Genomic DNA, 26,201 nt, shown 5'->3' with positions numbered 1-26,201 from the left:
TTCCCGCGCGGCCGCGGCCCCGCCGCGGACCGGCCCTCGCCTACGCCGCCTCGCGCGGCGCGGGCAGGACATGCGGCCGGCCGAGCCAGGCGTCCAGCGCGCGCAGCGCCCGCTCGCAATAGGCGCGCTTGCGCTCGCGCCCCTTCGGCGCGCCGGGAAGCGGCGGGAACAGGCCGAAATTGACGTTCATCGGCTGGAAGGTCTCGGCCGTCGCGCCGCCCGTGATGTGCGCGAGCAGCGCGCCGAGGGCGGTTTCGGGCGGCGGCGGGGCGGGCGCCTCGCCCCTCGCCTCGGCGGCGGCGAAGCGGCCGGCGAGCAGCCCGATCGCCGCCGACTCGACGTAGCCCTCCACCCCCGTGACCTGGCCGGCGAAGCGGAGGTGCGGCGCGGCCTTCAGGCGCAGCAGCCGATCGAGCAGGCGCGGGCTGTTGAGGAAGGTGTTGCGGTGCAGCCCGCCGAGCCGCGCGAACTCCGCCCGCTCGAGCCCCGGGATCGTGCGGAACACCCGCACCTGCTCGGCGTGCTTCAGCTTGGTCTGGAAGCCGACCATGTTCCACAGCGTGCCGAGCGCGTTGTCCTGGCGGAGCTGCACCACCGCGTAGGGGCGCCGCCCGGTGCGCGGGTCGCGGAGGCCCACGGGCTTCATCGGGCCGAAGCGCAGCGTGTCGGGCCCGCGCGCGGCCATCACCTCGATCGGCAGGCAGCCCTCGAAATAGGGCGTGTCCGTCTCCCACTCGCGGAACGCGGTCTTCTCGGCGGCGAGCAGGGCGGCGAGGAAGGCCTCGTACTGCGCGCGGTCGAGCGGGCAGTTGATGTAGTCGGCGCCGTCGCCCTTGCCGTAGCGCGACTGCATCCAGGCGATGTCCATGTCGATGCTGTCGCGGTGCACGATCGGCGCGATGGCGTCGAAGAAGGCGAGCGAATCCTCGCCGGTCAGGCGGCGGATGTCCTCGGCCAGCGCCGGGGCGGTGAGCGGGCCGGTGGCGACGATCGCCGGCCCCCGCTCGGCCGGCGGCAGGCGCTCCACCGCCGCGCGCCGCACGGCGACGAGGGGGTGCGCCTCCAGCCGGCGCGTGACCTCGGCCGAGAAGCCCTCCCGGTCCACCGCGAGCGCGCCGCCCGCCGGCAGGCGGTGCGCGTCGGCGGCGGCGAGGATCAGCGACCCGGCGCGGCGCATCTCCTCGTGCAGCAGGCCGACCGCGCTGGAGAGCGGATCGTCGGCGCGGAAGGAATTGGAGCAGACGAGCTCGGCGAAGCCGCCCGTGCGATGCGCCTCGGTCATGCGCGCGGGCCGCATCTCGTGCAGCACCACCGGCACGCCGGCGGCGGCGATCTGCCATGCGGCCTCGCTGCCGGCGAGGCCGGCGCCGATGACGTGGACGGGGGCGGTCATGCCTGTCCTCTGCCCTTCCCTCTGGCCCGGAATGCCTGGGCGGCAGCCGCGACCGCCCGGGCGGGGCCCGGCTCCCGGCTGCCGCGCCGCATAGCAATGGGATCGGCCGGCTGCCGGGCAAGAGGCGCGCCCGCCGGCCGCCCGCCCCCGGCCCCCGCCGGCCGCCCGGCGCGGCGACGTCAGGCGCCCGGGGCCGCCGCGCGCCGCGCGGCCTCGAGGCCGGGGCCGTAGGTCGAGGGCACCACCCCCCGGACCGAGCTCGCCCGCTTGGCGAGCCAGTAGGCCTGGGGCGGCGGCACGGTGTCGAACGCGCCCTCGACGCCGAGCTTGCGCGCGGCGTCCATCGGCCAGTTCGGGTTGTAGAGCAGTTCGCGCGCGAGCGCGACCAGGTCGGCGCGGCCCTCCTCGAGGATCGCCTCCGCCTGGTCGGCGTGCACGATCAGTCCGACCGCCATCGTCATGATGCCGGCCTCGCGCCGGATCGCCTCGGCGTAGGGCACCTGGTAGCCGTAGCCGACCGGGCCGGCGCTGACCACCGGCGCGCCGCGCATGCCGCCCGAGGAGCAGTCGATCACGTCCACGCCCTTCGGGCCGACGAGGCGCGCGAGGCGGATGCTCTGCGCCAGGTCCCAGCCCGCGTCGTCCTCGCAGGAGAGGCGGAGGAACAGCGGCTTGCCGGGCGGCCAGACGGCGCGCACCGCCTCCACCACCTCGATCGCGAAGCGCATGCGGTTCAGCTCCGACCCGCCGTACTCGTCGGTGCGGCGGTTGCTGAAGGGGGAGAGGAATTCGTGGATCAGGTAGCCGTGCGCGCCGTGGATCTCGAGCATGTCGAACCCGGCCCGGTCGGCGCGCCGCGCCGCCTCTGCCCAGGCCTCCACGACGCGGGGGATCTCGGCGCGCGTCAGCGCGCGCGGCAGCGGCTCGTCCTCGGGCCACTGGACGGCCGAGGGCGCGACCAGCTCCCATGCCTCCCAGTCCTCGATCTCCGGCGAGGGGGTGAGCGGTCTGCCGCCCTCCCAGGGCCGGAAGCGCCGCGCCTTGCGCCCGGAATGGCCGAGCTGGATGCCCGGCACGGCGCCGTGCGCGCGGATGAACGCCGCGCAGCGCGCGAGGCCGGGGATGAAGGCGTCGTCCCACAGCCCGGTGTCGCCGACCGTGCCGCAGCCGCGGCGCTCCACCTTGGTGGACTCCATGATGACGAGGCCGGCGCCGCCGGCGGCGAAGCGGCCGGCGTTCATCAGGTGCCAGTCGGTGGCGAAGCCCTTCACCGCCGCGTACTGGTGCATCGGCGCGACCACCACGCGGTTCTTGAGCGTGACGTCGCGCAGGCGGATCGGCGTGAACAGCAGGGGCGTGGGCATGGGCGGTTCCGGTCGTCAGGGATGGATCAGAGGTATTCCTCGGCGAGCGCGCTGTCGCGGATCTCGGCGACCGTGCCCGCGCGCCGCACCTCGCCGCCGCGCATGACGTAGCCGCGGCTGGCGAGGCGGAGCGCCGGGCGGGCCATCTGCTCGGTCATCAGGATGGTGGTGCCGCGGCGCTGCATCTCGCGGATCGCCTCGCTGATCTGGCGCACCCAGATCGGCGCGAGGCCGAGGAAGGGCTCGTCGAGCAGCAGCAGGCGCGGCTGCGCGCACATGGCGCGGGCGATGGCGACGAGCTGCTGCTGCCCCCCGGAGAGCTGCCCGGCGGGCTGCGAGGCGCGTTCGCCGAGGAAGGGGAACACCGAGACCAGCCACTCCAGCGCCTGGCGCTGCCGCCGCGCCCCCAGGCCGAAGGCGCCGGAGAGCACGTTCTCCCGCACCGTCATCGAGGGGAAGACGCGCCGCCCCTCCGGCGCGTAGCCGATGCCGAGGCGCGCGCGCCGCTCGCAGGGGATGGCGGCGAGGTCCCGGCCGTCCAGCCGGATGGCGCCGCGCACGGGCCGCACCAGGCCGATCACCGCGTTGATCGTGCTCGACTTGCCGGCGCCGTTGGCGCCGACCAGCAGCACCGTCTCGCCCTGGCGGACCTCGAGCGAGAGGCCGCGCAGCGCGGTGATGCCGCCGTAGCGCACCTCGAGGTCGCGGATCTCCAGCATCACGCGGCCGCCCCCGCCTCCTCCGCCGCGTCGGCGCCGACATAGGCGTCTATCACGTCCTGGCGGGAAAGCACCTCGGCCGGCGGCCCCTCGGCCAGCACCACGCCGGCGTCGAGGACGATGATGCGCGGGCAGAGGCGGCGCACCAGGTCCATGTCGTGCTCGACGATCAGCACCGAGCAGCCGCGGGCGCGGACGTGGTGCACGAACTCGTCCACCCGCGTCCGCTCGCTGCGCTCGAGCCCGGCGGCCGGCTCGTCGAGCAGCAGCACCTTGGGATCGGCGGCGTAGGCGAGGGTGAGGCCGAGCATCTTCTGCAGCCCGTAGGGCAGCTTGTCGCTCTGCTCCTCGAGCCGCGCCGCGAGGCCGAAGGCCTCGAGCAGCGGCGCCACGCGCGCCCAGCCCTGCGGCCCCGCGCCGCCGCTGAAGCGCAGCGCGCGCGAGACGTTCTCGCGCACCGAGGCGGCCTTGAAGGTGTTGGTCTGCTGGAAGCTGCGCACCACGCCGAGGCGGCTCACCGCATGCGTCGGCCTGCCGGTGATGTCCTGGCCGCCGAGCAGGATGCGCCCGCCGGAGGGCGGGGTGCGGCCGGTAATGACGTTGATCAGCGTCGTCTTGCCGGCGCCGTTCGGCCCGATCACGCCGAGGAGGTCGCCGGGGGCGAGGGCGAAGCTGATGCCCTCCAGCACGCGCAGGCCGCCGAAGCGCTTGGTCAGGTTCTCGACGCGCAGTTCCTCGACGCCCGCGGCGGGAGCCATCGTCTCAGGCCCCCCCGCGCGCCGCCCCGGGCGCCGCCGCCGGCGCGGCCGCCACGCGCGGCGCCCGCCGCCGCCGCGCCAGCGCCGCCACCGCGCCGGCGATGCCGCCGCGCGCGACGAGGGTGACGAGGATCAGCAGCAGGCCGAACAGCCCCGGGGCGTACTGCCCCTGGTTGCCGAGGAAATCGGAAGCGGTGACGAGCAGCGCGGCGCCGGCCACCGGCCCGAGGATCGAGCCGCGCCCGCCGACGATGGCATAGACGATCGTGTCCACCGCCTGCTGCGCGCCGAACGAGGTCGGATGCACCGTGAGCAGCATGTTGCCGAGAGAGAACCCCGCCATGCCCGCGATCCCCGCCGCGACCACGAAGCCCATCGCCTTGTAGCGCCAGACCACGAGGCCGAGGCTCTCGGCCAGCACCTCGTTCTCCTCGATCGCGGCGAAGTGCTGGCGGAAGTGCGCGGTCAGCGCCGCCGTGACCGCCGCCGCGAGCAGCGCCATCGCCGCGGCGAGCGCGAGCACGGACCGCGCGTCGCTCAGCTCCGTCCCGAGCAGGGTCGGCGCCGGGAAGCCGGCGAGCCCGTCCGCGCCGCCGGTCAGGCGCGGCGTCATGAACAGGACGAGCTGCAGGATCTCCGTCAGCACGAAGGTGACCAGCACGAAATAGACGCCGCGCAGCCGGAGGACCAGCGCGCCGAGCGGCAGCGCGACCAGTGCCGGCACGAGGAAGCTCGCCGGCACGATCAGCAGCACCTCCGTCACGCCGTTCATCGCCAGCAGCACCGCCGCGTAGCCGCCGAGCGCCATGAAGGCCGGGGTGGCGAAGCTGAGCAGGTCCATGCGCAGCATGATGAACACGCTGAGCGCGGCCATGGCGCCGATCAGCACGCGGTTGACGATGGAGTGGACCAGCAGGTCGTCGGTCGCCCAGGGCACCGCGAGCGCGGCGGCGAAGATCGCCACCGCCGCCCACTCCTGCGCGCCCCAGCGCGAGGGGCTGCGCGCCTCCATCGGCGGCTCAGGCGCCACGGATCTCGCGCCCGAACAGGCCGGTCGGCCGCGCCAGCAGGATCACCAGCACGGTCACGAACAGGATCAGCGCGCCGGTGGAGCCGCCGAGATAGACGCTCGCGTAGGCCTCGACGAAGCCGACGATGAGCGCCGCCACCACCGCTCCGGCGATGCTGCCGAGCCCGCCGAGGATCACCGTGAGGAAGGAGGTGACGAGCACCGGATCGCCCGCGCTCGGCGAGAGGGCGAGGATCGGCGTCACCAGCGCCCCGGTCAGGCCGGCGAGCCCGGTGGCGAGGCCGAAGGCGAGCGGGAACAGCAGCCCCGGCCGCATCCCCTGCGTCATCGCCACCCGCCGGTCGTCGGCCAGCGCCCGCAGCGCGCGGCCGAAGTCGGTGCGGTAGATCAGCAGCCACAGCCCGCCGATCGCCGCGGCGCAGACGGCGAGCACGACCAGGTTCTCGAGCGGCAGGTAGAGCGTGCCGGCGCGCAGCGTGCCCTTGACCGGGAAGCTGAACTCCGGCGACTGCGGCCCGAACACCGCGAGCAGGCTCGTCGAGATCACCAGGTAGAGGCCGAGCGTCAGCATCATCGTCGCTAGGTGGTCGTCCACCAGGCGCTCGATCAGGAACCGCTCGTAGAGCGCGCCGAGCGCGGCGGTGGCGACCACCGCCACGAGCACCGCCAGCGGGAAGGGCAGGCCCGCCTGGCTCACCGCCGCGTAGGCGACGTAGCCGCCGAGCGCGTAGAAGCCGCCGTGGGCGAAGTTGATCACGCCGAGGATGCCGAAGATCAGCGTGAAGCCGAGGGCGAGCAGCGCGTACTGCGCGCCCAGGCTGATGCCGATGATCCCGGCGGTCAGGAACTCGTGCACCGGCCCCGCCCGCCGCTACTGCGGCGAGACGTCGATGCGGCGCACGCCGACCATCCGCCCGTCCAGGATCATGCCCATGCCGAACGGGAGCGAGAGCTCCTGGTTGATGCCGAAGAAGCTCTGGCCGGTCCAGGCGCCGCGGCCGAGATTCGGGTCCTCCACCGGAAGCTCGCGCAGCGCGGCGGCGACGCGGCCGGTGTCGGTCGCGGTGCCGGCGCGCTCGATGGCGCGCAGCGTCATGCGGGCGCCGACGACCCAGAGCCACATGTTGGTGTTCTCGGGCGGCTCCCTGTTGAGCAGGCGGCGGTACTCGTCGGAGATGGCGCGCACGCGCGGGTCCTCGGTCGGCGCGACCTCGTACCAGTAGAAGTTGCGCACCACGTCGATGCCGCCGGCGACCCGGATGATCTCCTCCGTGCCGGGCCCGCCGAGGCGCCCGATCGGGCCGGTGAAGCCGGCCTGGCGGAGCTGGCGGATGATCAGCCCGGCGTCGCCGGGCGGCGAGGACGCGGTGTCCACCACGTCGGGCCGCGACGCGAGCAGGCGCGTGACGATCGGCGCGAAGTTGGTCGTGCCGCGCTGGTAGTACTCCTCTGTCGCGGCGATGCCGTGGCGGCGGTAGACCTCGGCGTCCACGCTCGCGATGTCGGTGCCGCCCTGGTCGTTGGGGGCGACGATGGCGACCGAGCGCATCCCGAACTGCTCCTTCGCGAGGCGCACGATCGGCGGCGCCCACTCGCTCGGCCCGGGGCCGAGGTGGAACACCAGCGGCCACTGCGGGCCGATCGCGTTCTTGGCGTAGCTGTTGGCGAACATCAGCAGCCGGTGCCGCGTCGCCACCGGCTTCGCGCCCGTCACCTCGGGCGAGCCGACGGGGCCGATGATGAAGCGCACGCCCTGGCTGGCGAGGTTGTTGACGCCCGCCGCCGCGCCCTCGGCGGTGTAGCGCGTGTCGTAGCTGAGCACGCTCACGCTGCAGCGCTGGCTGCCGACCTGCAGGCCGCCGCGCGCGTTCGCCTCCGCCGCCGCGAGCTCCGCCGCGCCGAGCATGGCGAGGCCCCATTGCGCGGCCGGGCCGGACATCGGGCCGAGCGCGCCGAGCTTGATCTCGCAGGCGGTCTGCGCCGCCGCGCCGCCGGCGAGAACGAGGCCGAGCGCGAACGCGGAGGCGGCGAGGGAACGCTTTGCGATGCCGGGCATGGACGCCTCTCCCTGGGTGGTTCTTTCGCGCGCGGCGCCATTGGAGGACGAGGCTCCGGGGGAGTCAACGCCCGCTCCGCGCCGGGCCGCGCGCACGGAAGCCCATTGCTGCCGCCGGCCGCAGCGATTGCGGCGCGGAGAGCGTGCCGCCTATGATGGAGCCGCCGCAGGGCGGCGGACGGCCTCGCGCGCGCGGCGTGCGCCGCCCGTCCGCTCCCGGCGGCCGGCGGTCCGAGGCTGGCCACGCGCGATGGCATCGTCGTCCATCCCGGCAGCACGCGGCGCGGATCCCCGCGCGCGCGGCGCGCGCGCCGCCCGGCGGAGGCGCTGGTCGCATGCGGTCGCGACCGCTTCCACCTTCCCCCCGGCCGGCCTGTTCACGCGCGATGCGCGCACCATCGCCGACACCATGGCGCGGCCCGAGGTGTCGCCCGGCGGCCTCGGCGCGGCGATCCGCATGGTGACCTTCTTCGCCAACCGCGCGGGTCGCACGCTGAGCGCGGAGCGCCGCGCCGTGCTCGAGGAGGCCAAGCGCCTGCTGCGGGAGCGCAAGGCGGCCGCACCGGTCCTGCCGCCCGCGCAGCGCGCGCCGGGCCGCTACCGGCACTGCGCGCTCGGGCCGGTGCGGGTCGAGAAGCGGGGCAGGACCTGGTGGATGATCCACCGCCCCGACTGCCCGCCGATCGCCCTCGGGCCCGACGGCTGGCGCTTTCTCGAGCCGGAGGGCGGGGGGCGATGAGGCCGCCGGCCGGTACCCCCGGCGCGCGCGCGGAGCCGCGCTCAGGACGCGACGCGCGCGCGCACCTCGCGCTCGTGCGCGGCGAGGGCCTCGCTGATCGCGACCGGATAGGGCGGATCGGCCGCGCCGAGGCCGCGCAGCCGCGCCGGCAGGGCCGCGATGCGCGCCGCCGTCTCGGCGCGCGCCTGCGCGAGCGGGGGGCGCGGCCGCAGGCGCCGGCCGTCGCGCATGACGGGCACGAGCAGGGGCTCGCCCGGCAGCGGCGGCTCCTCGGCGCGCGCGATCGTGTCGCCCTCCGCCAGGCCGTCGCGGAACCGGCGGAACACCTGCTTGCGCCCCGGCAGGATGCGCTTGCCGGGGGAGAGCTTGGTGCGCCCGGCCCCGGCGTAGGCGGTGAGCTTGTAGGCGAGGTCGAGCGCCGGCGCGTCGGCCGAGACGCTCATGTCGGTGCCGACGCCGAAGGCGTCGATCGGCGCGCCGGCGGCGAGCAGCGCGGCGATCCGCTCCTCGTCGAGGCCGCCGCTGGCGAAGATCTGCACCTGCCGCAGCCCCGCCGCGTCGAGGATCGCGCGCGCCTCGCGCGACAGGGCGAGCAGGTCGCCGGAATCGAGCCGCACGCCGCGCACGCGGAACGCGTCGCCGAGCTCGGCGGCGAGCGCGACGACCCGGCGCACGCCCGCCAGCGTGTCGTACGTGTCCACGAGCAGGATCGTCTCCGGGTAGAGCCGGACGTAGGCGCGGAACGCCTCGGCCTCGCTGTCGAAGGCCTGCACGAAGCTGTGCGCCATGGTGCCGGCGACCGGGATGCCGTAGCGGGCGCCGGCGAGCAGGTTCGAGGTGGCGGCGACGCCGGCGAGGTGGAAGGCGCGCGCCCCGGCCACCGCCGCGTCCACCCCCTGCGCGCGGCGGCTGCCGAAATCCACCACCGGCCTCCCCGCCGCCGCCGCGACCACGCGCGCGGCCTTGGAGGCGAGCAGCGTCTGCACCCCCACCTGGTTCATCGCCAGGGTCTCGATCAGCTGCGCCTCGGCGACCGGCGCCACCACCTCGAGGATCGGCTCCTCGGCGAAGACGGGGGTGCCCTCCGGCACCGCGCGGACCGCGCCGGTGAAGCGGAAGCCCGCGAGCCAGCGCAGGAACTCCTCCGGGAACTCGCCGAGCGAGCGGAGGTAGGCCAGGCTCTCCGGGCCGAAGCGCAGCCCCTCGAGGGTGTCGAGCAGGTCCTCCACGCCGCAGGCGAGCAGGTAATTGCGGTTGCGCGGCAGGCGGCGGACGAACAGGCTGAACACGGCCTCCTGCCGGTCCATGCCGAGCGCGCGGTAGGCGCGCGCCATGCGCAGCTCGTAGAGGTCGGTGAACAGTTCCAGCCCGGCCGGCACGGGCGGGCAGGCGGGCGGCGGCATGGGTTTCGCTCCGTTGCGCAGGCGGCTGCGGGCCGGGCCGGGCCCGGCGCTGCCGCGCCACCATAGGGCAGGCGAGGAGGATCAGGCCATGCGGGTATTCGCGCTCGGCGCGAGCCGCGCCTTCGGGGAGGCGGTCGCCGCCGCGCTCGGCGTCGCGCTCGCCGCGCACGAGGAGCGCGAGTTCGAGGACGGCGAGCACAAGGCGCGCCCGCTCGAGGGCGTGCGCGGCGCCGACGTGTACGTGGTCCAGGGCCTGCACGGCGGGCCGGAGCAGAGCCCGAACGACAAGCTCTGCCGGCTGCTGTTCTTCCTCGGCGCGGTGCGCGACGCGGGCGCGGCGCGGGTCACGGCGGTGATCCCCTACCTCGCCTATGCGCGCAAGGACCGGCGCACCAAGCCGCGCGACCCCCTCACGACGCGCTACGTCGCGCAGCTGCTCGAGGCGATGGGCGTGGACGCCGTCGTCACGTTCGACGTGCACAACGTGGCGGCGTTCCAGAATGCCTTCCGCTGCCGCGCCGAGCACCTCGACAGCCGCCTCCTCTTCGCGCGCCGGCTGCACGGGATGGTGGGCGACGGCCCGGTGGTGGTGGCCTCGCCGGACCCCGGCGGGGTGAAGCGCGCGCAGCTCTTCCGCGAGACCTTCGAGGCGACGCTCGGCCGCGAGGTCGGCGCCGCCTTCATGGAGAAGCGCCGCAGCGGCGGCGTGGTGAGCGGCGAGCTGCTGGTCGGCGAGGTCGCCGGCGCCACGGTGGTCGTGGTGGACGACCTGATCGCCAGCGGCGGGACGATGCGCCGCGCGGCGGAGGCGTGCCTCTCCCGGGGCGCGGCGCGCGTCCTCGCGGTCGCGGCCCACGGCCTGTTCACCGGCGGCGCGGCGGAGGCGATCGCCGCGCCGGCCCTCGCGCGCACGCTCGTCACCGACACCGTGCCGCCCTTCCGCCTGCCGCCCGGGCTGCTCGGGACGCGCGTCGAGGTGGTCGGCGCCGCGCCGCTGTTCGCCGCGGCGATCCGGCGCCTGCACGAGGGCGGCTCGATCACCGACCTGCTGGAGCGCGGGGACTGAGCGCCGCCGCCGCCGCCGCGCCGGCCGCGAGGTAGCGCCGCGCCTGCGGCAGCCACTTCGCGGGTTCGCGCGGCTTCGGGTCGAGCAGGTGCGCGACCGCCTGGCGGGCGCGCAGCGCGGCGCGGAACGCGGCGTAGAAGGCGAGCAGGCGGGGCTCCGGCGCCGGCCCGCCGAGGCGGGCGGCGCAACGGGCGATCATCGCCGGCCCGATCCAGGCCGCGCCTGCCGCGGCGCATTCCATGCCGAGGAAGGCGAGCTCCTCGTACGGATCGAGCAGGCGCAGCCGGCGGCTGAACTCCAGCCGGTCGATCACCGCCACCGGCTCGCCGAGGAAGACGTGCTCCGGACGCAGGTCGCCGTGCCCCTCGACGATGCGCCGCTGCGCGAGGCGGGCGAGGAGCGGCCCCGGCTCGTCGCGCAGCATCGCGTCCACCGGCGCGAGCACCCGCTCGACCTCCTCGCGCGGAAGGCCGAAGGCCGGCGCGCAGAGCAGCTCGCGGTTGGTGGCCTGGTCCTCGAGGAAGCGCCCGAGATACTCGGCCTGGCCGAGCGCGACCGGCGCCGCCGCCGCGTAGAACGCCGCGAGCAGGTCGGCCACCGCCTCGATCCGGGCGGGCTCCACCGCGCCGCGGCGGATCGCCGCGTCGAGCATGTGCTCGGCCGGCAGCCGCCGCATCCGTACCAGCCATTCCACCACCTCGCCCGCCGCCTCCCGCTCGTCGCCGAGGCGGAGCCGCCCGTCCGGCCCGCGCAGCAGGGCGGCGGTGCCGAGATAGACGCCGGCGGCGAGGGGCGCGTTGAGCCGCACCTCCTCCTCGCAATAGGCGCGCCGCAGCGCCAGGCTGCGGAAATCGAGGTGCCGCGTGGCGAGCGGCTTCTTCATCTTGTAGGCGTGGCGGTCGGTGAGGAAGACGAACGACATGCGCGTCTCGCGCACCTCGACCGCCCGCGTGCCCTCCGGATAGGACTCCGGGCGGCTGAGGAACGCGACCTTCTCGGCAAGCGCCGCCTCGCCTGCGGCATCCGGGTCCATCGGCGTCCCCTCTCCTGGCGCGGGGCGCCGCGTCGCCCCGCGCCGTCCGCCCGCCAAGCGCGGAATCCTGCACGCCGCGGCGGCGCGCGGCCGTTCCGCGCCCGCTCCGCGCGCGGCGCGCCCGCCGCGGCGGGCTGTGCCGGGCGGGCGCCTGCGCTATGGATCCTCCGTCCGCCGCGGAGAGGCGGGCGGGTGGCGCCTCCCCGCGGCGCCGGCGGCAGCCGGCGCCGGCCCCGCCGCCCGGACGAGAGGCGGGCGATGCTCGAGCTGCAGGAACTCACCCGGCGCTTCGGGACGGTCACGGCGGTGGACGCGGTGAGCCTCGCCGTCCCCGACGGGCAGATGGTCGGCATCGTCGGCCGCTCCGGCGCCGGCAAGTCCACCCTGCTGCGCATGATCAACCGGCTGACCGAGCCGACCGCGGGGCGCGTGCTCTACCACGGCCGCGACATCACGGCGCTCTCGGGGCGCGCGCTGCGCGCCTGGCGCGCCGACTGCGCCATGATCTTCCAGCAGTTCAACCTGGTGCCGCGGCTCGACGTGCTGACCAACGTGCTGATCGGCCGGCTGCACCGCCGCCGCGAGGCGGGGCCGCTCGCCGGGCTCGCCGGCCTGCTCGGCCTGTTCGGCGCCGAGGAGCGCGCCCGCGCGCTCTCCCTGCTCGACCGCTTCGGCCTCGCCGAGGCGGCGCTGCAGCGGGTGGAGACCCTCTCCGGCGGCCAGCAGCAGCGCGTCGCCATCTGCCGCGCGCTGATGCAGGAGCCGCGGCTGATCCTCGCCGACGAGCCGATCGCGAGCCTCGACCCCGCCAACGCCGAGGCGGTGATGGAGGCGCTCCGCGAGGCGAACCGGGAGCACGGCCTGACCGTGCTCTGCAACCTGCACCAGGTCGCGATGGCGCGCGCCTATTGCGAGCGCATCGTCGGGCTGCGCCAGGGGCGGGTGGTGTTCGACGGCCCCCCGGCCGCGCTTGACGCCGCGCGGGAGGAGACGATCTTCGGCAGCGCGGACGCCGCCCCCGGCGAGCCGGCCGGGACCGGGCCGGCGGCGGCGCCGGCAGCCTCGGGGGCTGCGGCCCTCGCCCGCTGACGCGGGCGGGCGGCCCGCCGGGGATCGAGAGAGAGAGAGAGGAGATCGCGTGCTTCTCCGCCGACGCCACCTGCTCCTCGCCGCGGGCGCCGCCCTCGGCGCGCTCCCGCCGCCCGGCGGCGCGCGCGCGGAGCGCCGCAGCAGCGACCCGGGCATCGTCTTCCCCGCGCCCGGGCGGCGTGACTGGGCCCGCGAGGTGCCGCGGCTGCGCATCGGCGTGCTCGGCGGCGAGAACGAGGCCGACCGCCTCGGCCGCTACGGCCCCTATCGCGACCTGCTGGAGCGCACCTTCGAGGTCCCCGCGCGCCTGTTCCTGGCGAGCGACTACGCCGGCGTCGTCCAGGCCTTCGCCGCCCGCCAGCTCGAGATCGCGACCATGAGCCCGGCCGCCTACGCCGCCGCCTGGATCGAGACCAACGGGGGGGTCGAGCCGATCCTCTGCACCGAGGAGGCGGACGGCTCGATCTCCTACGTCGCGGTGATGGTGGTGCGCGCCGATTCCGGCATCACCAGCCTCGCGGAGATGCGCGGGCGCAGCATCGTCTGGTCCGACCCGAACAGCGCCTCCGGCTACCTGATCCCCCGCTTCTCGCTGCGCCGCCAGGGCATCAACCCCGACCAGTACTTCTCCCGCACCGGCTTCGCCGGCGGGCACGAGCAGGCGATCGTCGCCGTGCTGCAGCGCCAGTACGACGCCGCCGTGACCTGGGCCTCCGGCATCGGCGACGAGGCGCAGGGCTTCACCCGCGGCGCGCTGCGCTCGATGGTCGAGAAGGGCATGGTGGACATGCGCGAGCTGCGGGTGATCTGGCGCAGCGAGCCGATCATCAACGGCCCGACCACGGTGCGCGCCGACCTCCCGGCCTCGTTCAAGGAGGACATGAAGCTGTTCCACCTCGCGCTGCCGCGCGCCCATCCCGAGATCTACCGCCAGATCGAGCGCGGCGGCGGGGCGGGCTACCGCGAGGTGACCCACGAGCAGTACCGGTTCATGGTGGAGTTGCGCCGCGAGGAGGCGCGGGAGCGGCGGCGGCGGAACTGACGCCGATGCGGGCGGGGGCCGCGACGACCGCCGCCGGGGTCTCCGCCGCCGTCGCGCGCGGCGAGGCCGCCTTCCGCGCGGCGCGGTGCCGCCGGCGGCGCGCGCGGCTGCTCGGGGCGGCGATCCTGCTCGCCTGCCTCCTCCTCTCCGCCTGGGTCGCCGAGGCCGACCCGGCGACGCTCCGCGCCGGGCTGCCGCGGATCGGCGAGTACTTCCGGCGCATCCTGCCGGCCTTGCGGTGGGAGGTCCTGTTCGCCTCGGCCGAGACCGAGGGCAGCCTCGCCTTCTGGTTCTACCGCCTCGACTCCTGGGCGCTGCTGCTGTGGGAGACGGCGCAGATGGCGGCGCTGGCGACCCTGCTCGGCTTCGCCGCCGCGGTGCCGCTCGCCTTCCCGGCGGCGCGCACCCTGGCGCCCGGCCCTCTCGCCTTCCACCTCGCGCGGCGCTCGCTCGAGGCGCTGCGCACGGTGCCGGAGCTGGTGGTGGCGCTGATCCTGGTCTGGGCCTTCGGCGTCGGGCCGCTGGCCGGCATCCTGGCGATCGCCCTGCACAGCACCGGCGCGCTCGGCAAGCTGTTCGCCGAGGCGATCGAGAACGCCGATCTCCGCCCCTTCGAGGGGGTGCGCGCCGCCGGCGGCACCTGGGCCGAGGCCTGCCGCTTCGGCGTGCTGCCGCAGGTGCTGCCGAACCTCCTCAGCTACGGCCTGCTGCGCTTCGAGATCAACCTGCGCTCGGCGAGCGTGATCGGCTTCGTCGGCGCCGGCGGCATCGGCGAGGAGCTCTACGCTGCCATCGCCTCCAACTACTACGAGGAGGTCAGCGCCATCATGCTGCTGATCATCCTCGCCGTCGCCTGCGTGGACCTGGCCTCGGAGCGCCTGCGCCATGCGGTGATCGGGGCGATGGGGAGCGCGCCGCGATGAGCGGCACGGCCCGTCGCCCCGCCCTCGCGCCGGCGCCCGAGGTCGCGGCGTGGCGGGCGCGGATGCCGCGCGCCTTCGCCCCGCCGCCGGCGCGGCGGGCGCTGCACCGGGCGCTCGGCGCCGCCTTCCTCGCCTGGCTCGCCTGGGCGCTCTGGCATTTCGGCTTCTCCCCCGGTCGCCTGTGGAACGGCCTGTCGGGACTGGCGACGATCCTGCGCCTGATGGTCCCGCCCTCGCCCGGCGAGCAGTGGGCGGAGATCCTGCGCGGCCTCGGCGAGAGCCTCGCCATGGCCTTCCTCGGCACGCTGCTCGCGGCGGTGCTGGCGCTGCCGCTCGGCGCGCTCGGCGCGCGCAACGTGCTGACCGTGGGGCTGCTGCGCTTCTCGCTGCGCCGGCTGTTCGACGGGATGCGCGGGGTGGACCAGCTCGTCTGGGCGCTCGCCTATGTCCGCGCGGTGGGGCTCGGGCCGCTCGCCGGCGTGCTCGCCGTCGCCAGCGCCGACGTCGCGGTGCTCGCCAAGATCTACGCCGAGGCGATCGAGAACGCCGACCGCCGCCCGGTCGAGGGCATCGCCGCCGTCGGCGGCGGGCGCCTCGCCCAGCTCCGCTTCGGCCTGCTGCCGCAGGTGGCGCCGGTGATCCTCGCCCAGGCGCTCTACTTCTTCGAGAGCAACGTGCGCTCCGCCGCCGTCCTCGGCGTGGTCGGCGCGGGCGGCATCGGGCTGCAGATCGCCGAGCGGATCCGCGTGCGCCACTGGGACGAGGTCGCCTTCATCATCCTCCTCCTGATCGTCACGGTGGCCGCGATCGACGCGCTCTCCGCCCGCCTGCGCCGCCGCCTGATCGGCGGGCCGGCCGCGGCGCAGGCCTGACGCCGTCGCCGGGGCCGCCGCCCCCGCGCGCCCGCTTGAGCGCGCGCGCCGGGAGGGCGAAAGTGGACGCGGACCACCGAGCCCCCTCGCCCGACCGGAGCCCGCGCCGCAGCCCATGCCCGAGAACGACCAAGCCCGCCCCTCCGCCGGCGAGGCCGAGGCCGCGATCCTCGATGCGCTGGCGATGCCGGTCGCGCTGCTCGGCCCGGACGGCCGGGTCCTCGCCGTGAGCGCGGCCTGGCGCCGCCTGGCCGAGGCCGGCGCGCCCTTCGCGGGCGCCTGCTCCGGGCCGGGCGCGGACTACCTGCAGGCCTGCGCGGAGTCCGGCGCGGTCGCGCCGGACGTGGCGCGCGCCATCGCCGCCGGCCTGCGCGAGGCGCTCGCCGGCCGGGGCGGGGAGTTCGCCCTGGAGTATCCCGCCGCCGGCGCGCGGCGCTGGTTCCGCATCCGCGCCGTCCCGCGCGTCCCGGGCCGGCCCGAGGGCGCCGTCGTCCTGCACGACGACCTCACCGGGACGCGGCAGGCGCAGGAGGCGTTCGCGCAGCGCGAGGCGCTCCTGCGCTCGATCCTCGACACCATCCCGGACGCGCTGGTCGTCATCGACGAGCGCGGGCTGATCCAGTCCTTCAGCGCCGCGGCGGAGCGCCTCTTCGGCTACGCCGAGTCCGAGGTGCGCGGGCGCAACGTCAGCATGCTGATGCCCCCGCCCTACCGCGACGCGCACGACGCCTACATCGAGCGCTACCTCCGGACCGGGGAGCGGCGGATCATCGGCATCGGCCGCCTCGTGGTCGGGCAGCGCCGCGACGGCAGCACCTTCCCGATGGAACTGTCGGTGGGCGAGGTGAAGAGCGCCGGGCGCCGCCTCTTCACCGGCTTCGTGCGCGACGTCACCGAGCGGCAGGAGACCGAGGCCCGGATGCACGAGCTGCAGGCCGAGCTGTTCCACGTCTCGCGCGTGAGCGTGATGGGGCAGATGGCGGCCGCCCTCGCGCACGAGCTGAACCAGCCGCTGACCGCGACGACCAACTACCTGCGCGCCTGCCAGCGGCTGCTCGACGGCGCGGCGGCCGCGGGCGAGAGCGGGGCCGAGCTGGCGCGGGCGCGCCAGGCGCTGGCGCTGGCCGCCGAGCAGACGCTGCGCAGCGGGCAGATCATCCGCCGCCTGCGCGACTTCGTCGCCCGCGGCGAGACCGAGCGGCGGCCGGAGAGCGCCGTCAAGCTGGCGGAGGAGGCGAGCGCGCTGGCCCTGGTCGGGGTCAAGGAGCGGGGCGTCCACGTGCGGATGCGCCTCGATCCGGACACGCCCTGGGTCCTCGCCGACCGCGTGCAGATCCAGCAGGTGCTGCTCAACCTGATCCGCAACGCCTTCGAGGCGATGCGCGAGACCCCGCGGCGCGAGCTCGTCATCGCCGTCGCCCCGGCGCCGGCGGAAGGGGGCGCGGCGGCGCTGTTCAGCGTCGCCGACACCGGCGCGGGCCTCACGCCGCAGGTCGCGGCCCAGCTCTTCCAGCCCTTCGTCTCGACCAAGACGCACGGCCTCGGCATGGGCCTCTCGATCTGCCGCACCATCGTCGAGGCCCATGGCGGGCGCATCTGGACCGAGCCCAACCCCGAGGGGGCCGGCACCGTGTTCCGCTTCACCCTGCCTGCCGCGCCGCTCGCGACCGATCCCGACTGAGCCGCGCCCGGGCGGCGCCCCGGCCGCCCCGTCAGGCCGCCGTCGCCGCCGCGATCCGGGCGAGGAGGTCGTCCTGCGCCAGCGGCTTCTCCAGCACCTGGCGGACGCCGAGCTGGGCGGCGCGGCGGGCGACCGCGGCGGCCGGCGTGCTCACGATCAGGAGCGCCGGCGTGGTCACGCCCGCCGCGCGCAGCCGCGCCAGCAGGTCGAGCCCGGCGAGGCTCGGCATCTGCTGGTCGAGCACCAGGCAGGCGATCCGGGCGGGGTCCGCCTCGGCCAGGAAGCGGACGCCGGAGTCGTAGGTCTCCACCACGTGCCCGGCGGTCTCGAGCAGGAAGCGCAGGGAGGCGCGCACGCCCGGATCGTCGTCCACGACCGCGATCACGCGGCGAGCCTGGCTGGTCATCGGGGCACCCGGACCCGGCGGCGGGCAGGAACGCGTTCAGGCACGCGGACCTTGTAGGCCGGGACGGATCATTGTGCCTTGACCTGGATCAGTGCCCCGGCGCGGGCGCGGACGGCACAAGGCGGCCGGAGGCGACGCGGCGCCGCCGGCATGGCCGGGGCCGCCGGCGGGCGGAGGCGGCCTCGGCCCGTCGTCCGTCGAGCCGATTCGCGCTTCCCCTCGGTTCCGGCCGTCCGCGATCCGCTTCTAGCCGACGGCGATGCCGACGCGCAGCGCCATGCGCACCAGCTCGGAAAGGCTGCGCGCACGCATCTTGTCCATCACCCGCGCGCGATGGACCTCGACCGTCCGCGGACTGGTGCCGAGCTCGTAGGCGATGATCTTGTTCGGCTGCCCGAGCACCAGCCGTTCGAGCACCTGGCGCTCGCGCGGCGTGAGGATGGCGAGACGCGCGGCGATCTCCTCGACCTCGGCCTCGCGCGCCCGCGCCTCCCGGTCGGCGTCGAGGGCGGCGCGGACGGCGGCGAGCAGCGCCTCGTCGTCGAACGGCTTCTCGATGAAGTCCGCGGCACCGGCCTTGAGCGCCTGGACCGCGATCGGCACGTCGGCGTGCCCGGTCATGACGATTACGGGCAGCCTCAGGCCGATCTCCCGCAGCCGACGCTGCAGCTCGAGCCCGTCCATGCCCGGCATGCGCACGTCGGTCAGCACGCAGCCGGCGCGCAGGCCCGCGGCGACGGCGACGAAGGCCTCGGCGGTGTCGTAGGTGCGCGCCGGAAGCCCCGCGGAGGCGAACAGGAAGGCGAGCGAATCGCGGACCGCGTCGTCGTCGTCAATGACGTGGACGGCGGCGTCGTCAGCCATCGGAACAGCCCCCCGCTCAGCCAGAACGTCCACCCGCCGCCCCTCCGATCCCTGCGCCACCTGCGGCCGCCGCGCCGACGGACCGCCATTCCCGACGGGCTCGCTCGGGATAGCCGAAGGCCCCGCGCCGGTCCAGCGCGCCGCCCGCCGTCGGGCCGCGAGGCGGCGCGCCTCGTCCCCCGGCCGGCGCGCCGGCTACGGGATTCCCCTTACGGGCAACCCCGAATTTCGGCGCCCCTCCGCCCTCCATACATGCGGACCGGACCAACCGGACATCAAACGTCGGAATTCGGAGGGGAAAACGATGCAGGCTCGGCAGGCACAGGCGACCCCGGCGAACCGGCTTCCCGACGGCGCCCGCGCCGCCATCGGGAACGGGCTGCGGACGACGCCGACGACGCGGCCGGCGGACGGACAGGCGCCGCAGGACGGGCTCGACCTGCTCGACCAGTTCGGCACCCGCCGCGCCGTGCGCCGCGGCCACGAATTCTACGCGGCCGGCGACCCGGCGCGCTTCTGCTACCGGATCGTCAGCGGCTGCGTGCGCACCGTCGGCCTCGACGAGGACGGCCGGCGGCAGATCGCGGAGTTCCTGCTTCCCGGCGACCTGTTCGGCTTCGATGCGCTCGACACCCACCACCTCACGGCCGAGGCCCTGACCGACACGGTCGTGGTCTGCTACCCGCGCCGCGCGGTGGAGGCGCTGGCGGAGCAGAACGGCGCGCTGGCGCGCCGGCTGCGCGACCTCACGCTGCGCAGCCTGCGCCGGGCGCACGAGAAGATGTTCCTCCTCGGCCGCAAGTCGGCGGGCGAGCGGGTCGCCGCCTTCCTGCTCGAGATGGCGCGGCGCGGCGCCGCGCAGGACGGCCAGGGGCCGGTGGCGCTGCCGATGACCCGCGCCGACATGGCCGACCATCTCGGCCTCACCATCGAGACCGTCTCGCGCACCATGGCCCGGCTCTGCCGCACGGGGGCGATCGCGCCGACCCGCTGCGGCATCGAGATCCGCGACCCCGCGGCGCTCGCGCGCTTCGGCGCGGTCACCCGCCACTGACGGCGCGCCCGCGCCGGCCGCGGGGGCCGCCGCGGGCACTCAGCGATCCCGGAAGGCGATCGCGTTGCGCAGGGCGTGGGCGATGAGCTCCATGCGCCGCTCGAACCCCGCCGCCGCGGCCGGACGCCCGGCCGCCTCCGCGCCGAGGACGCCGCGCAGGAGCGCGCCCTCGAGCTGCGCCGCCATGTCCTCCGTCGCGCGCTGCGCCACCTCCACCCCGCCGCCCTCGATCGCCGCGCGCAGCGCCGCGATCTCGCCGAAGGCGGCGGCGAGGGCGGTCTCGAGCGCGACGATCTCGCCGCGCAACTCGTCGAGGTCGTCCTCCGTCGGCATGGACCGCTCCCCTGTCCGTCCGTGCTCCGCCCGGCGCGCGCCGGGCCGCGGCCGGCACCCTCTCAACGCGCCGCGCCGGCGGGCGATTGCGCCGCGGAGGAGGCCGCGCGCCGGCCCAGGGCCACGGCCACCTCCCGGCCGCGCCTCCCCTGCTCCATCTGCTCCGCCAGCCCCGGGAACAGCGCGATCTGCCGGCGATAGACCTCGCCCGCCGCCGCAACCATCTCGCCGCGCCGGCCGAGCAGGGCATCGCCCAGCTCCAGCAGGCGCAGGTTCGGCCAGGCCTGGGGCCGGATGCGCAGGATCTCGCCGAGGATCCGGCCGGCCGGCAGGTCCGGCAGCGCCTGCGCCAGGATGAGGGCCATCGCCGCGGTGGAGCGGGACACCCCGGCATGGCAGTGGACCAGCAGATGCGCGGCCGGCGCCGGTCCGGCCAGGAGATCGCGGCCGAAGGCCAGGATCTCCCGCACGTGCCCGGGGCGCGGCGGCGCGGTCCCGGGCAGGTCCTCGATGACGTCGTGGAAGCGCAGCTCCAGCCGGCGGTGCGCGGCGAAGCCGCCGAACGCCGCCGGCACGGGCCAGTCCGGATCGAGGATGGACAGCACGTGGCTCGGGCCGGCGGCGCACTGCGCGCCCAGTTCCTCGATGCCGCAGATGGTGAGCCCGAAGGCGGTGGGGAATCCGGTCATGCCTGCTCCGCGGGCTGCCCGAAGGGACGCGCCCCCGCGACGGCGGCCGTGGCGGGGGCGTGTGTCCCGGTCACGGACGACATGGGTCCACGCGCGGCGCCGCCACAACCCCCGCGCCGCGCCGCCGGCCGCCGCCGGCGGCGGGCAGGCCAGGCGCGGAGCCCGGCCGCCCCGGGGACCGCTGCGCGCCGCGCCGCGCCGTGCCATAGTCGCGCGCCGGCAGGGAGGAAACCCACCGTGACACGGCGCCCCGGAATCCGCCGCCGACCGCTGCTCGCCGCCGGAACCGGCGCCGCCCTCGCCGCGGCGCGCCCGGCCCGCGCGCAGGAAGGCTTTCCCGGGCGGGCGGTGCGCATCGTGGTCCCCTACGCGGCCGGCGGGCCGAGCGACATCATCGCCCGCGCGGTCGCCGAGCGGCTGTTCGCCGCCTGGCGCCAGCCGGTAGTGGTGGAGAACCGCCCCGGCGCCGGCGCCGCGATCGGCGCCGAGCACGTCGCCCGCGCCGCGCCGGACGGGCATACGCTGCTGCTCGCCGCCTCGGCGCATGTGATGAACCCGCCGCTGATGCCGCGCCTGCCCTACCATCCGGTGCGCGACTTCACGCCGATCCTGCAGGTGGCCTACCACCCGATGATCCTGGTCGTGCATCCCGCGGTGCCGGCCAACAGCTTCGCCGAGTTCCTGGAGCTGGCGCGGCGCCAGCCGGGCGGCGTCACGGTCGGGTCGGCCGGTGTCGGCAACGCCTCCCACCTCGCGGCCGCGCTGCTCGGCGCCGCGGCGGGGTTCGCCTTCACCCACGTGCCCTACAACGGCTCGGCGCCGGCGATGACGGCGCTGCTGTCGGGGCAGGTGCAGTGCTCCTTCCTCAACGCGACGGTCGCGACGCAGCAGGTCCGCGCCGGCCGGCTGCGCGGCCTTGCCGCGACCGGCCTCGAGCGCTGGCGCGAGCTGCCGGAGCTGCCGGCCGTCGCCGAGCTGGGCCATGCCGGCTTCGAGGTCGGCGCCTGGTACGGCTTCCTCGGGCCGGCGCAGCTGCCCGCGCCGGTCCTCGCGGCGCTGCACCGCGACATCGCCGCCGCGGTGGCCGCGCCGGCGGTGCGCGAGCGGATCGCCGGCGCCGGCCTCGATCCGCGCGACGCCGGGCCGGCGGAGTTCCGGCGCATCCTCGAGACCGAGCTGGCGAAGTGGGAGCGGGTGGTCCGCGACGCCGGGATCCGCGCCGACTGACCGGACGGCAGGCCCGCCGCGGCCGGGCCTTGCCGCCCCAGGCCCGTAGCCTTGCCGCGCCCTCGCGGCCGTGCCCGGCGCGCGGCGCGACGGCCGCCCGCCGGCGCCGGCCGGCGGATGCCAACACCAAGCGGGGACCGCCCGATGCCCAGACCGCACCTCCTGCTCGCCATCGCCGCCTGCTGCGCGGCGCTCGCCGCCTGCGCGGAGCAGCCCGCGCCGCCGCCGGCCAACGCCGGGTGCAGCCGGCCCCGCCGCCCCCGCCGCCCCTGCCCGTGACGCGCTACGACGGGCGCTACACCGGGACGGCGACCCGCACCTCGCGCGCCTCGGCGATGTGCACGCGGCGGACGCTGCCGGCGACGCTGACGGTGCGCAACGGGCAGGCCTCGCTCACCGCCGGCAGCGGCCGCGCGGCGCCGCTCGAGGGGACGGTGGCGGCGGACGGCACGCTGGCGCTGGCCTCGGCGAACGGGACCGGCCGCGGCCGGATCGCGGGCAACCGCTTCACCGGCGAGGTCCGCGGCGGCGACTGCGCCTGGCGCCTGACGCTCGCCAAGGCCCGCCGCTGAGGGCACCCGGCCCGGCTCGCCCGCCTGTCCCCGCCCGCGGGCGGGGGCAGGGGGCGGCCGCCGCCTACGCGGCCCCGGCGAGCGCCACCTCGTAGTCCGCCTCGGTCCTGGCGCGCACCTCGGCCTCGGTGACGCCGGGGGCGAGCTCGATCAGGCGCATCCGCTCCGGCCCCCGGCGCGCGATCTCGAACACGCCGAGGTCGGTGATCACCAGGTCGACCACCCGCGCGCCGGTCAGCGGCAGGGTGCAGCGCCGGAGCAGCTTCGGCTTGCCGCCCGCGGTGTGCTCCATCAGCACCACCACGCGCTTGACTCCGGCGACGAGGTCCATCGCCCCGCCCATCCCCTTCACCATCTTGCCCGGGATCATCCAGTTGGCGAGGTCGCCGTTCTGCGCCACCTGCAGCGCGCCGAGGATCGAGAGATCGATGTGCCCGCCGCGGATCATCGCGAAGGACTGGGCGGAATCGAAGTAGGAGCTGGTCGGCAGCTCGGTGATGGTCTGCTTGCCGGCGTTGATCAGGTCCGGGTCCTCCTCGCCCTCGTAGGGGAAGGGGCCGAGGCCGAGCATGCCGTTCTCGCTCTGGAGCTGCACGTTGATCCCGGGCGGGACGTGGTTGGCGACCAGCGTCGGGATGCCGATGCCGAGATTGACGTAGAAGCCGTCCTTGAGCTCGCGCGCCGCGCGGGCGGCCATCTCGTCGCGGGTCCAGGGCATGGCTCAGACCTCCTCGCCGGCGGCGGCGGCCGGCTCGCGCTTGCGCACCGTGCGCTGCTCGATGCGCTTCTCGTAGCCCGGCGGGCACTGGATGATGCGCTTCACGAACACGCCCGGGGTGTGGATGCAGTCCGGATCCATCTCGCCCGGCTTCACCAGGTGTTCGACCTGCGCCACCGTCACCTTGGCGGCGGTCGCCATGATCGGGTTGAAGTTGCGCGCGGTCTTGCGGTAGCGGAGGTTGCCCTCGGTGTCGCCCATGTAGGCGTGGACGATGGCGAGGTCGGCGAACAGGCCGCGCTCCATCACGTAGATCTCGCCGTCGAACTCGCGCGTCTCCTTGCCCTCGGCGACCGCGGTGCCGACGCCGGTGCGGGTGAAGAAGGCGGGGATGCCGGCACCGCCGGCGCGGATGCGCTCGGCCAGCGTGCCCTGCGGGTTGAACTCGATCTCCAGCTCCCCGGCGAGGTACTGGCGGGCGAATTCCGCGTTCTCGCCGACGTAGGAGGAGATCATCTTGCGGATCTGGCGCGTCTCGAGCAGCACGCCGAGGCCGACGCCGTCGATCCCGGCGTTGTTCGAGATGACGGTGAGGTCCTTCACGCCGCTCTCGCGGATCGCCTCGATCAGCAGCGCCGGGATGCCGCAGAGGCCGAATCCGCCGGACATGATCGTCATCCCGTCGCGCAGCAGGCCGGCGAGCGCGGCCCTCGCGTCCGGATAGACCTTCTTCATCGGCCCCACCTCCGCACCCTGGTTGCTGGGTGGGCGCAAGCTAATCGCGCCGGGCGGGCGAGGGAAGGGCGGGAGGAGAGCGGGCGCGCGGGTCGTCAAGGGCCTTGCCGGAGGCCGCCCGCGGCGCTATATCGCCGCCCGCTTCCCGGGGGGCCATAGCTCAGTTGGGAGAGCGCGTGAATGGCATTCACGAGGTCAGGGGTTCGACTCCCCTTGGCTCCACCATGCCCCCACCCGGCGGTTCTCCTGCCATCGTGAGCGGTTGAGCGGCTCCGGCCCGTGCCGTGGTCCGGCCGGCGGGCTCGGCGGCCCGTGGTTCCCCCTCCCCCACGCCGGCGGCGGGCGCAGAGGCGCCGGGGCCCGGCGGCCGGGAGCCCGGAGGGACGGACCGCGGGGCCGCGCCCGCCGCGCGCGACGGCCGCGGGCCGGCCCGGCGCAAGGCCCTCAGGCCTGCTTGCGCTCGATCAGCCCGCGCCGGATCTTGCGGCCCCGCCGGATGCGGTCCTCGATGAACTCCGCCTGCCCCCAGCGGATGGCGCGGCCGAAGGCCTGCGCGTCCTCGGTGAAGCGCGCCAGCATCTCCAGCACCGCCTCGCGGTTGTTGAGGAAGATGTCGCGCCACATGTCCACGTCCGAGGCGGCGATGCGCGTGAAGTCGCGGAAGCCGGAGGCTGCGTACTTCAGCACCGCCTCGCGCGTCTCCTGGGCGAGATCGTCGGCGGTGCCGCAGATGGTGAAGGCGATCAGGTGCGGCAGGTGGGAGACGATCGCCAGCACCTTGTCGTGCGTCGCCGCGTCCATCGTCTCGACGATGCTGCCGCAGCGGCGCCACAGCTCGGCGATCCGCTCCACCGCCACCGGGTCGCTGCCGGGCGGCGGCGTCAGGATGCAGTAGCGCCCCTGGAACAGCTCGGCGAAGCCGGCGTCGGGGCCGGAATGCTCGGTGCCGGCCAGCGGATGCGCCGGCACCAGGTGCACCGTCGAGGGCGTGAGCGGCAGCAGGTCGCGCAGCACGCTGCCCTTGGTCGAGCCGACGTCGGACAGCACGGAGCCCGGCGCGAGGTGCGGCGCGATCGCCTCCATCACCTGCGTATAGACGCCGACCGGAACGCAGAGGATCACGCCGTCGGCGCCCCGCACGGCGCGCGCCGGGTCGGCCTCCACCTCGTCGGCGATGCCGAGCTCGCGCACCCGCCGGAGCGTCGCCTCGGTCCGCGCGCTCGCCACCACGCAGCGCGCGATGTCGCCGCGGGCGCGGGCGACGCGAGCGATCGAGCTGCCGATCAGCCCGACGCCGATCAGGCACAGGCGCTCGAACAGCGGCTCAGCCATGCCCGGGCCCGGCGCGCATGAAGGCGGTCAGCGCCTCGATCACCATCGTGCACTCCTCGGCGGTGCCGACGGTGATGCGCAGGCACCCCGGCAGCCCGTAGGCGCCCATCGCGCGCACGATCAGGCCGCGCGCGCGCAGCGCCGCATCCGCCGCCCGCGCCCGCGCCGGGGCGCCGAAATCGGCCAGCACGAAGTTGCCCTCGCTCGGCCAGACGGTGATGCCGGCGGCGCGCAGCCCCTCGCTCAGCCGCGCCCGCCATTCCGTGTTGTGGGCGACGCTCCGCTCCACCCAGCCCGGCTCGGCGAGCGCGGCGATGCCCGCCGCCATCGCCGCGGCGTTGACGTTGAACGGCCCGCGCACGCGGTTCAGCACGTCCACCACCGCCGGCGGCGCGTAGGCCCAGCCGAGCCGGAGGCCGCCGAGGCCGAACACCTTGCTGAAGGTGCGCGTCATCACGACGTTGCCGGCCGCGGAGGCGTCCACCAGCGCGGCACCGGGGTCGTAGTCCGGCCGCGTCACGTACTCGGCGTAGGCGGCATCCAGCACCAGCAGCACGTCCTCGCGCAGGCCCTGGCGCAGCCGCGCCACCTCGGCGGCCGGCAGCAGGCTCCCGGTGGGGTTGTTGGGGTTGGCGAGGATGACGAGGCGGGTGCGCGGCCCGACGGCGGCGAGGATCGCGTCCACGTCCGCGGTCAGGTTCCGCTCCGGCACCTTGATGACGCGGCAGCCGGCCCAGGTGCCGGTGATCTCGTACATCAGGAAGCCGTGGGCGGACATCACCAGCTCGGTCCCCTCGCCGCCATAGGCGAGGATCAGGAGGGCGAGCAGCTCGTCCGAGCCGTTGCCGACCACGATGCGCGCCGGGTCGAGGCCGAAGCGGGCGCCGATCGCCTGGCGCAGCGCCTCCGCGCCGCCGTCCGGGTAGCGGTGGGCCTCCCGCGCCATCGCCGCGATCGCCGCCTGCGCGCCGGGCGGGGTGCCGAAGGCGCCCTCGTTGGAGGAGAGCTTCACCACCCGGTTCACGCCCGGCAGCGTCCCCTCGCCGCCGACATAGGGCTCGACGGCGAGGATCGAGGGGCGGGGCTTCGGCGCGGCCATCGCG

General features: G+C 75.8%; 27 protein-coding genes and 1 tRNA gene. 11 read left to right on the top strand and 17 right to left on the bottom strand.

Annotated elements, in window-relative coordinates; translation table 11 throughout:
• Positions 1-40: 40 nt before the first annotated feature.
• The 7 genes from trmFO to K1J50_RS07880 form a co-directional block, all read right to left on the bottom strand.
• Positions 41-1,393 carry a methylenetetrahydrofolate--tRNA-(uracil(54)-C(5))-methyltransferase (FADH(2)-oxidizing) TrmFO gene (gene trmFO / locus K1J50_RS07910; protein ID WP_220117165.1) on the bottom strand — a complete coding sequence of 451 codons (1,353 nt, stop codon included), beginning with the start codon at positions 1,391-1,393 and terminating at the stop codon, positions 41-43.
• Between the two features lie 179 nt (positions 1,394-1,572).
• Positions 1,573-2,757 (bottom strand): NADH:flavin oxidoreductase/NADH oxidase, encoded by a 1,185-nt coding sequence (locus tag K1J50_RS07905; RefSeq protein WP_220117164.1) that lies wholly within the window; start codon positions 2,755-2,757, stop codon positions 1,573-1,575.
• A gap of 26 nt (positions 2,758-2,783) precedes the next feature.
• A complete protein-coding gene (locus tag K1J50_RS07900) occupies positions 2,784-3,476 on the bottom strand; it encodes an ABC transporter ATP-binding protein (protein WP_220117187.1) in 693 nt (230 codons plus the stop codon).
• Positions 3,476-4,234 carry an ABC transporter ATP-binding protein gene (locus K1J50_RS07895; RefSeq protein WP_220117186.1) on the bottom strand — a complete coding sequence of 253 codons (759 nt, stop codon included), beginning with the start codon at positions 4,232-4,234 and terminating at the stop codon, positions 3,476-3,478. The genes K1J50_RS07900 and K1J50_RS07895 overlap by 1 nt, the downstream gene beginning before the upstream one ends.
• Before the next feature lie 4 nt (positions 4,235-4,238).
• Entirely contained in the window at positions 4,239-5,264 is a 1,026-nt protein-coding gene (locus K1J50_RS07890; RefSeq protein WP_220117163.1) for a branched-chain amino acid ABC transporter permease, read from the bottom strand.
• On the bottom strand, positions 5,254-6,120 hold the full coding sequence (locus tag K1J50_RS07885; protein WP_220117162.1) for a branched-chain amino acid ABC transporter permease: 867 nt from the start codon (positions 6,118-6,120) through the stop codon (positions 5,254-5,256). Before K1J50_RS07885 ends, K1J50_RS07890 begins: the two co-directional genes overlap by 11 nt.
• A gap of 15 nt (positions 6,121-6,135) precedes the next feature.
• Positions 6,136-7,320: an ABC transporter substrate-binding protein gene (locus K1J50_RS07880; RefSeq protein WP_220117161.1), complete on the bottom strand. Its 1,185-nt coding sequence runs from the start codon at positions 7,318-7,320 to the stop codon at positions 6,136-6,138.
• A 250-nt stretch (positions 7,321-7,570) separates the two neighbouring features.
• Here K1J50_RS07880 and K1J50_RS07875 point away from each other — a divergent pair, with 250 nt between their 5' ends.
• A complete protein-coding gene (locus tag K1J50_RS07875) occupies positions 7,571-8,059 on the top strand; it encodes a DUF3175 domain-containing protein (protein ID WP_220117160.1) in 489 nt (162 codons plus the stop codon).
• 41 nt (positions 8,060-8,100) lie between these two features.
• Here K1J50_RS07875 and K1J50_RS07870 read toward each other — a convergent pair whose 3' ends face one another.
• Positions 8,101-9,462: a nicotinate phosphoribosyltransferase gene (locus tag K1J50_RS07870; RefSeq protein ID WP_220117159.1), complete on the bottom strand. Its 1,362-nt coding sequence runs from the start codon at positions 9,460-9,462 to the stop codon at positions 8,101-8,103.
• 88 nt (positions 9,463-9,550) lie between these two features.
• Here K1J50_RS07870 and K1J50_RS07865 point away from each other — a divergent pair, with 88 nt between their 5' ends.
• Entirely contained in the window at positions 9,551-10,528 is a 978-nt protein-coding gene (locus K1J50_RS07865; protein WP_220117158.1) for a ribose-phosphate diphosphokinase, read from the top strand.
• Here K1J50_RS07865 and K1J50_RS07860 read toward each other — a convergent pair.
• Positions 10,500-11,561, bottom strand: coding sequence for a hypothetical protein (locus K1J50_RS07860; RefSeq protein WP_220117157.1), 1,062 nt, complete (start codon positions 11,559-11,561; stop codon positions 10,500-10,502). The two genes, K1J50_RS07865 and K1J50_RS07860, sit on opposite strands and share 29 nt — an antisense overlap.
• Before the next feature lie 258 nt (positions 11,562-11,819).
• On the opposite strand from K1J50_RS07860, the gene phnC reads away from it, so the two are divergent.
• From phnC to K1J50_RS07835, 5 genes are all read left to right on the top strand, one after another.
• Positions 11,820-12,650, top strand: a complete 831-nt coding sequence (phnC, locus tag K1J50_RS07855; RefSeq protein WP_220117156.1) for a phosphonate ABC transporter ATP-binding protein — start codon at positions 11,820-11,822, stop codon at positions 12,648-12,650.
• A 49-nt stretch (positions 12,651-12,699) separates the two neighbouring features.
• Entirely contained in the window at positions 12,700-13,692 is a 993-nt protein-coding gene (gene phnD / locus K1J50_RS07850; protein ID WP_369413548.1) for a phosphate/phosphite/phosphonate ABC transporter substrate-binding protein, read from the top strand.
• A 5-nt stretch (positions 13,693-13,697) separates the two neighbouring features.
• Positions 13,698-14,615, top strand: coding sequence for a phosphonate ABC transporter, permease protein PhnE (gene phnE / locus K1J50_RS07845; protein WP_220117155.1), 918 nt, complete (start codon positions 13,698-13,700; stop codon positions 14,613-14,615).
• On the top strand, positions 14,612-15,487 hold the full coding sequence (gene phnE, locus K1J50_RS07840; RefSeq protein WP_220117154.1) for a phosphonate ABC transporter, permease protein PhnE: 876 nt from the start codon (positions 14,612-14,614) through the stop codon (positions 15,485-15,487). The genes phnE (K1J50_RS07845) and phnE (K1J50_RS07840) overlap by 4 nt, the downstream gene beginning before the upstream one ends.
• 115 nt (positions 15,488-15,602) lie before the next feature.
• Entirely contained in the window at positions 15,603-17,168 is a 1,566-nt protein-coding gene (locus K1J50_RS07835; RefSeq protein WP_255575048.1) for a PAS domain-containing sensor histidine kinase, read from the top strand.
• A 31-nt stretch (positions 17,169-17,199) separates the two neighbouring features.
• Here the strand turns inward: K1J50_RS07835 and K1J50_RS07830 are convergent, their stop codons facing one another.
• Positions 17,200-17,574 (bottom strand): response regulator transcription factor, encoded by a 375-nt coding sequence (locus K1J50_RS07830; protein ID WP_220117153.1) that lies wholly within the window; start codon positions 17,572-17,574, stop codon positions 17,200-17,202.
• Between the two features lie 246 nt (positions 17,575-17,820).
• Complete coding sequence (gene fixJ / locus K1J50_RS07825; protein ID WP_220117152.1) at positions 17,821-18,438, bottom strand: response regulator FixJ; 618 nt, start codon at positions 18,436-18,438, stop codon at positions 17,821-17,823.
• A gap of 304 nt (positions 18,439-18,742) precedes the next feature.
• On the opposite strand from fixJ, the gene K1J50_RS07820 reads away from it, so the two are divergent.
• Positions 18,743-19,492, top strand: a complete 750-nt coding sequence (locus tag K1J50_RS07820) for a helix-turn-helix domain-containing protein (RefSeq protein WP_220117151.1) — start codon at positions 18,743-18,745, stop codon at positions 19,490-19,492.
• Positions 19,493-19,531: 39 nt separating this feature from the next.
• Here the strand turns inward: K1J50_RS07820 and K1J50_RS07815 are convergent, their stop codons facing one another.
• Together K1J50_RS07815 and K1J50_RS07810 are read right to left on the bottom strand one after the other, a co-directional pair.
• Positions 19,532-19,825: a hypothetical protein gene (locus K1J50_RS07815; RefSeq protein WP_220117150.1), complete on the bottom strand. Its 294-nt coding sequence runs from the start codon at positions 19,823-19,825 to the stop codon at positions 19,532-19,534.
• 62 nt (positions 19,826-19,887) lie between these two features.
• Positions 19,888-20,514 (bottom strand): tyrosine phosphatase family protein, encoded by a 627-nt coding sequence (locus K1J50_RS07810; RefSeq protein WP_220117149.1) that lies wholly within the window; start codon positions 20,512-20,514, stop codon positions 19,888-19,890.
• Between the two features lie 237 nt (positions 20,515-20,751).
• On the opposite strand from K1J50_RS07810, the gene K1J50_RS07805 reads away from it, so the two are divergent.
• Together K1J50_RS07805 and K1J50_RS07800 are read left to right on the top strand one after the other, a co-directional pair.
• Positions 20,752-21,741, top strand: a complete 990-nt coding sequence (locus K1J50_RS07805) for a tripartite tricarboxylate transporter substrate binding protein (protein ID WP_220117148.1) — start codon at positions 20,752-20,754, stop codon at positions 21,739-21,741.
• Between the two features lie 275 nt (positions 21,742-22,016).
• Complete coding sequence (locus K1J50_RS07800; RefSeq protein WP_220117147.1) at positions 22,017-22,313, top strand: hypothetical protein; 297 nt, start codon at positions 22,017-22,019, stop codon at positions 22,311-22,313.
• A 64-nt stretch (positions 22,314-22,377) separates the two neighbouring features.
• Here the strand turns inward: K1J50_RS07800 and K1J50_RS07795 are convergent, their stop codons facing one another.
• Together K1J50_RS07795 and K1J50_RS07790 are read right to left on the bottom strand one after the other, a co-directional pair.
• On the bottom strand, positions 22,378-23,031 hold the full coding sequence (locus K1J50_RS07795) for a CoA transferase subunit B (protein WP_220117146.1): 654 nt from the start codon (positions 23,029-23,031) through the stop codon (positions 22,378-22,380).
• A gap of 3 nt (positions 23,032-23,034) precedes the next feature.
• Positions 23,035-23,766: a CoA transferase subunit A gene (locus tag K1J50_RS07790; RefSeq protein ID WP_220117145.1), complete on the bottom strand. Its 732-nt coding sequence runs from the start codon at positions 23,764-23,766 to the stop codon at positions 23,035-23,037.
• Positions 23,767-23,915: 149 nt separating this feature from the next.
• Between K1J50_RS07790 and K1J50_RS07785 the strand changes: the two genes are divergently transcribed.
• A tRNA-Ala gene (locus tag K1J50_RS07785) sits at positions 23,916-23,991 on the top strand.
• Positions 23,992-24,210: 219 nt separating this feature from the next.
• Here K1J50_RS07785 and K1J50_RS07780 read toward each other — a convergent pair.
• Positions 24,211-25,098: a prephenate/arogenate dehydrogenase family protein gene (locus K1J50_RS07780; RefSeq protein ID WP_220117144.1), complete on the bottom strand. Its 888-nt coding sequence runs from the start codon at positions 25,096-25,098 to the stop codon at positions 24,211-24,213.
• Entirely contained in the window at positions 25,091-26,197 is a 1,107-nt protein-coding gene (gene hisC / locus K1J50_RS07775) for a histidinol-phosphate transaminase (protein ID WP_220117143.1), read from the bottom strand. Before hisC ends, K1J50_RS07780 begins: the two co-directional genes overlap by 8 nt.
• Positions 26,198-26,201 lie beyond the last annotated feature (4 nt).

The sequence above is a fragment of the Caldovatus aquaticus genome (assembly GCF_019458025.1).
In the GTDB taxonomy this organism is placed as follows: domain Bacteria; phylum Pseudomonadota; class Alphaproteobacteria; order Acetobacterales; family Acetobacteraceae; genus Caldovatus; species Caldovatus aquaticus.
This window is presented reverse-complemented; position numbering and strand designations above follow the sequence as displayed.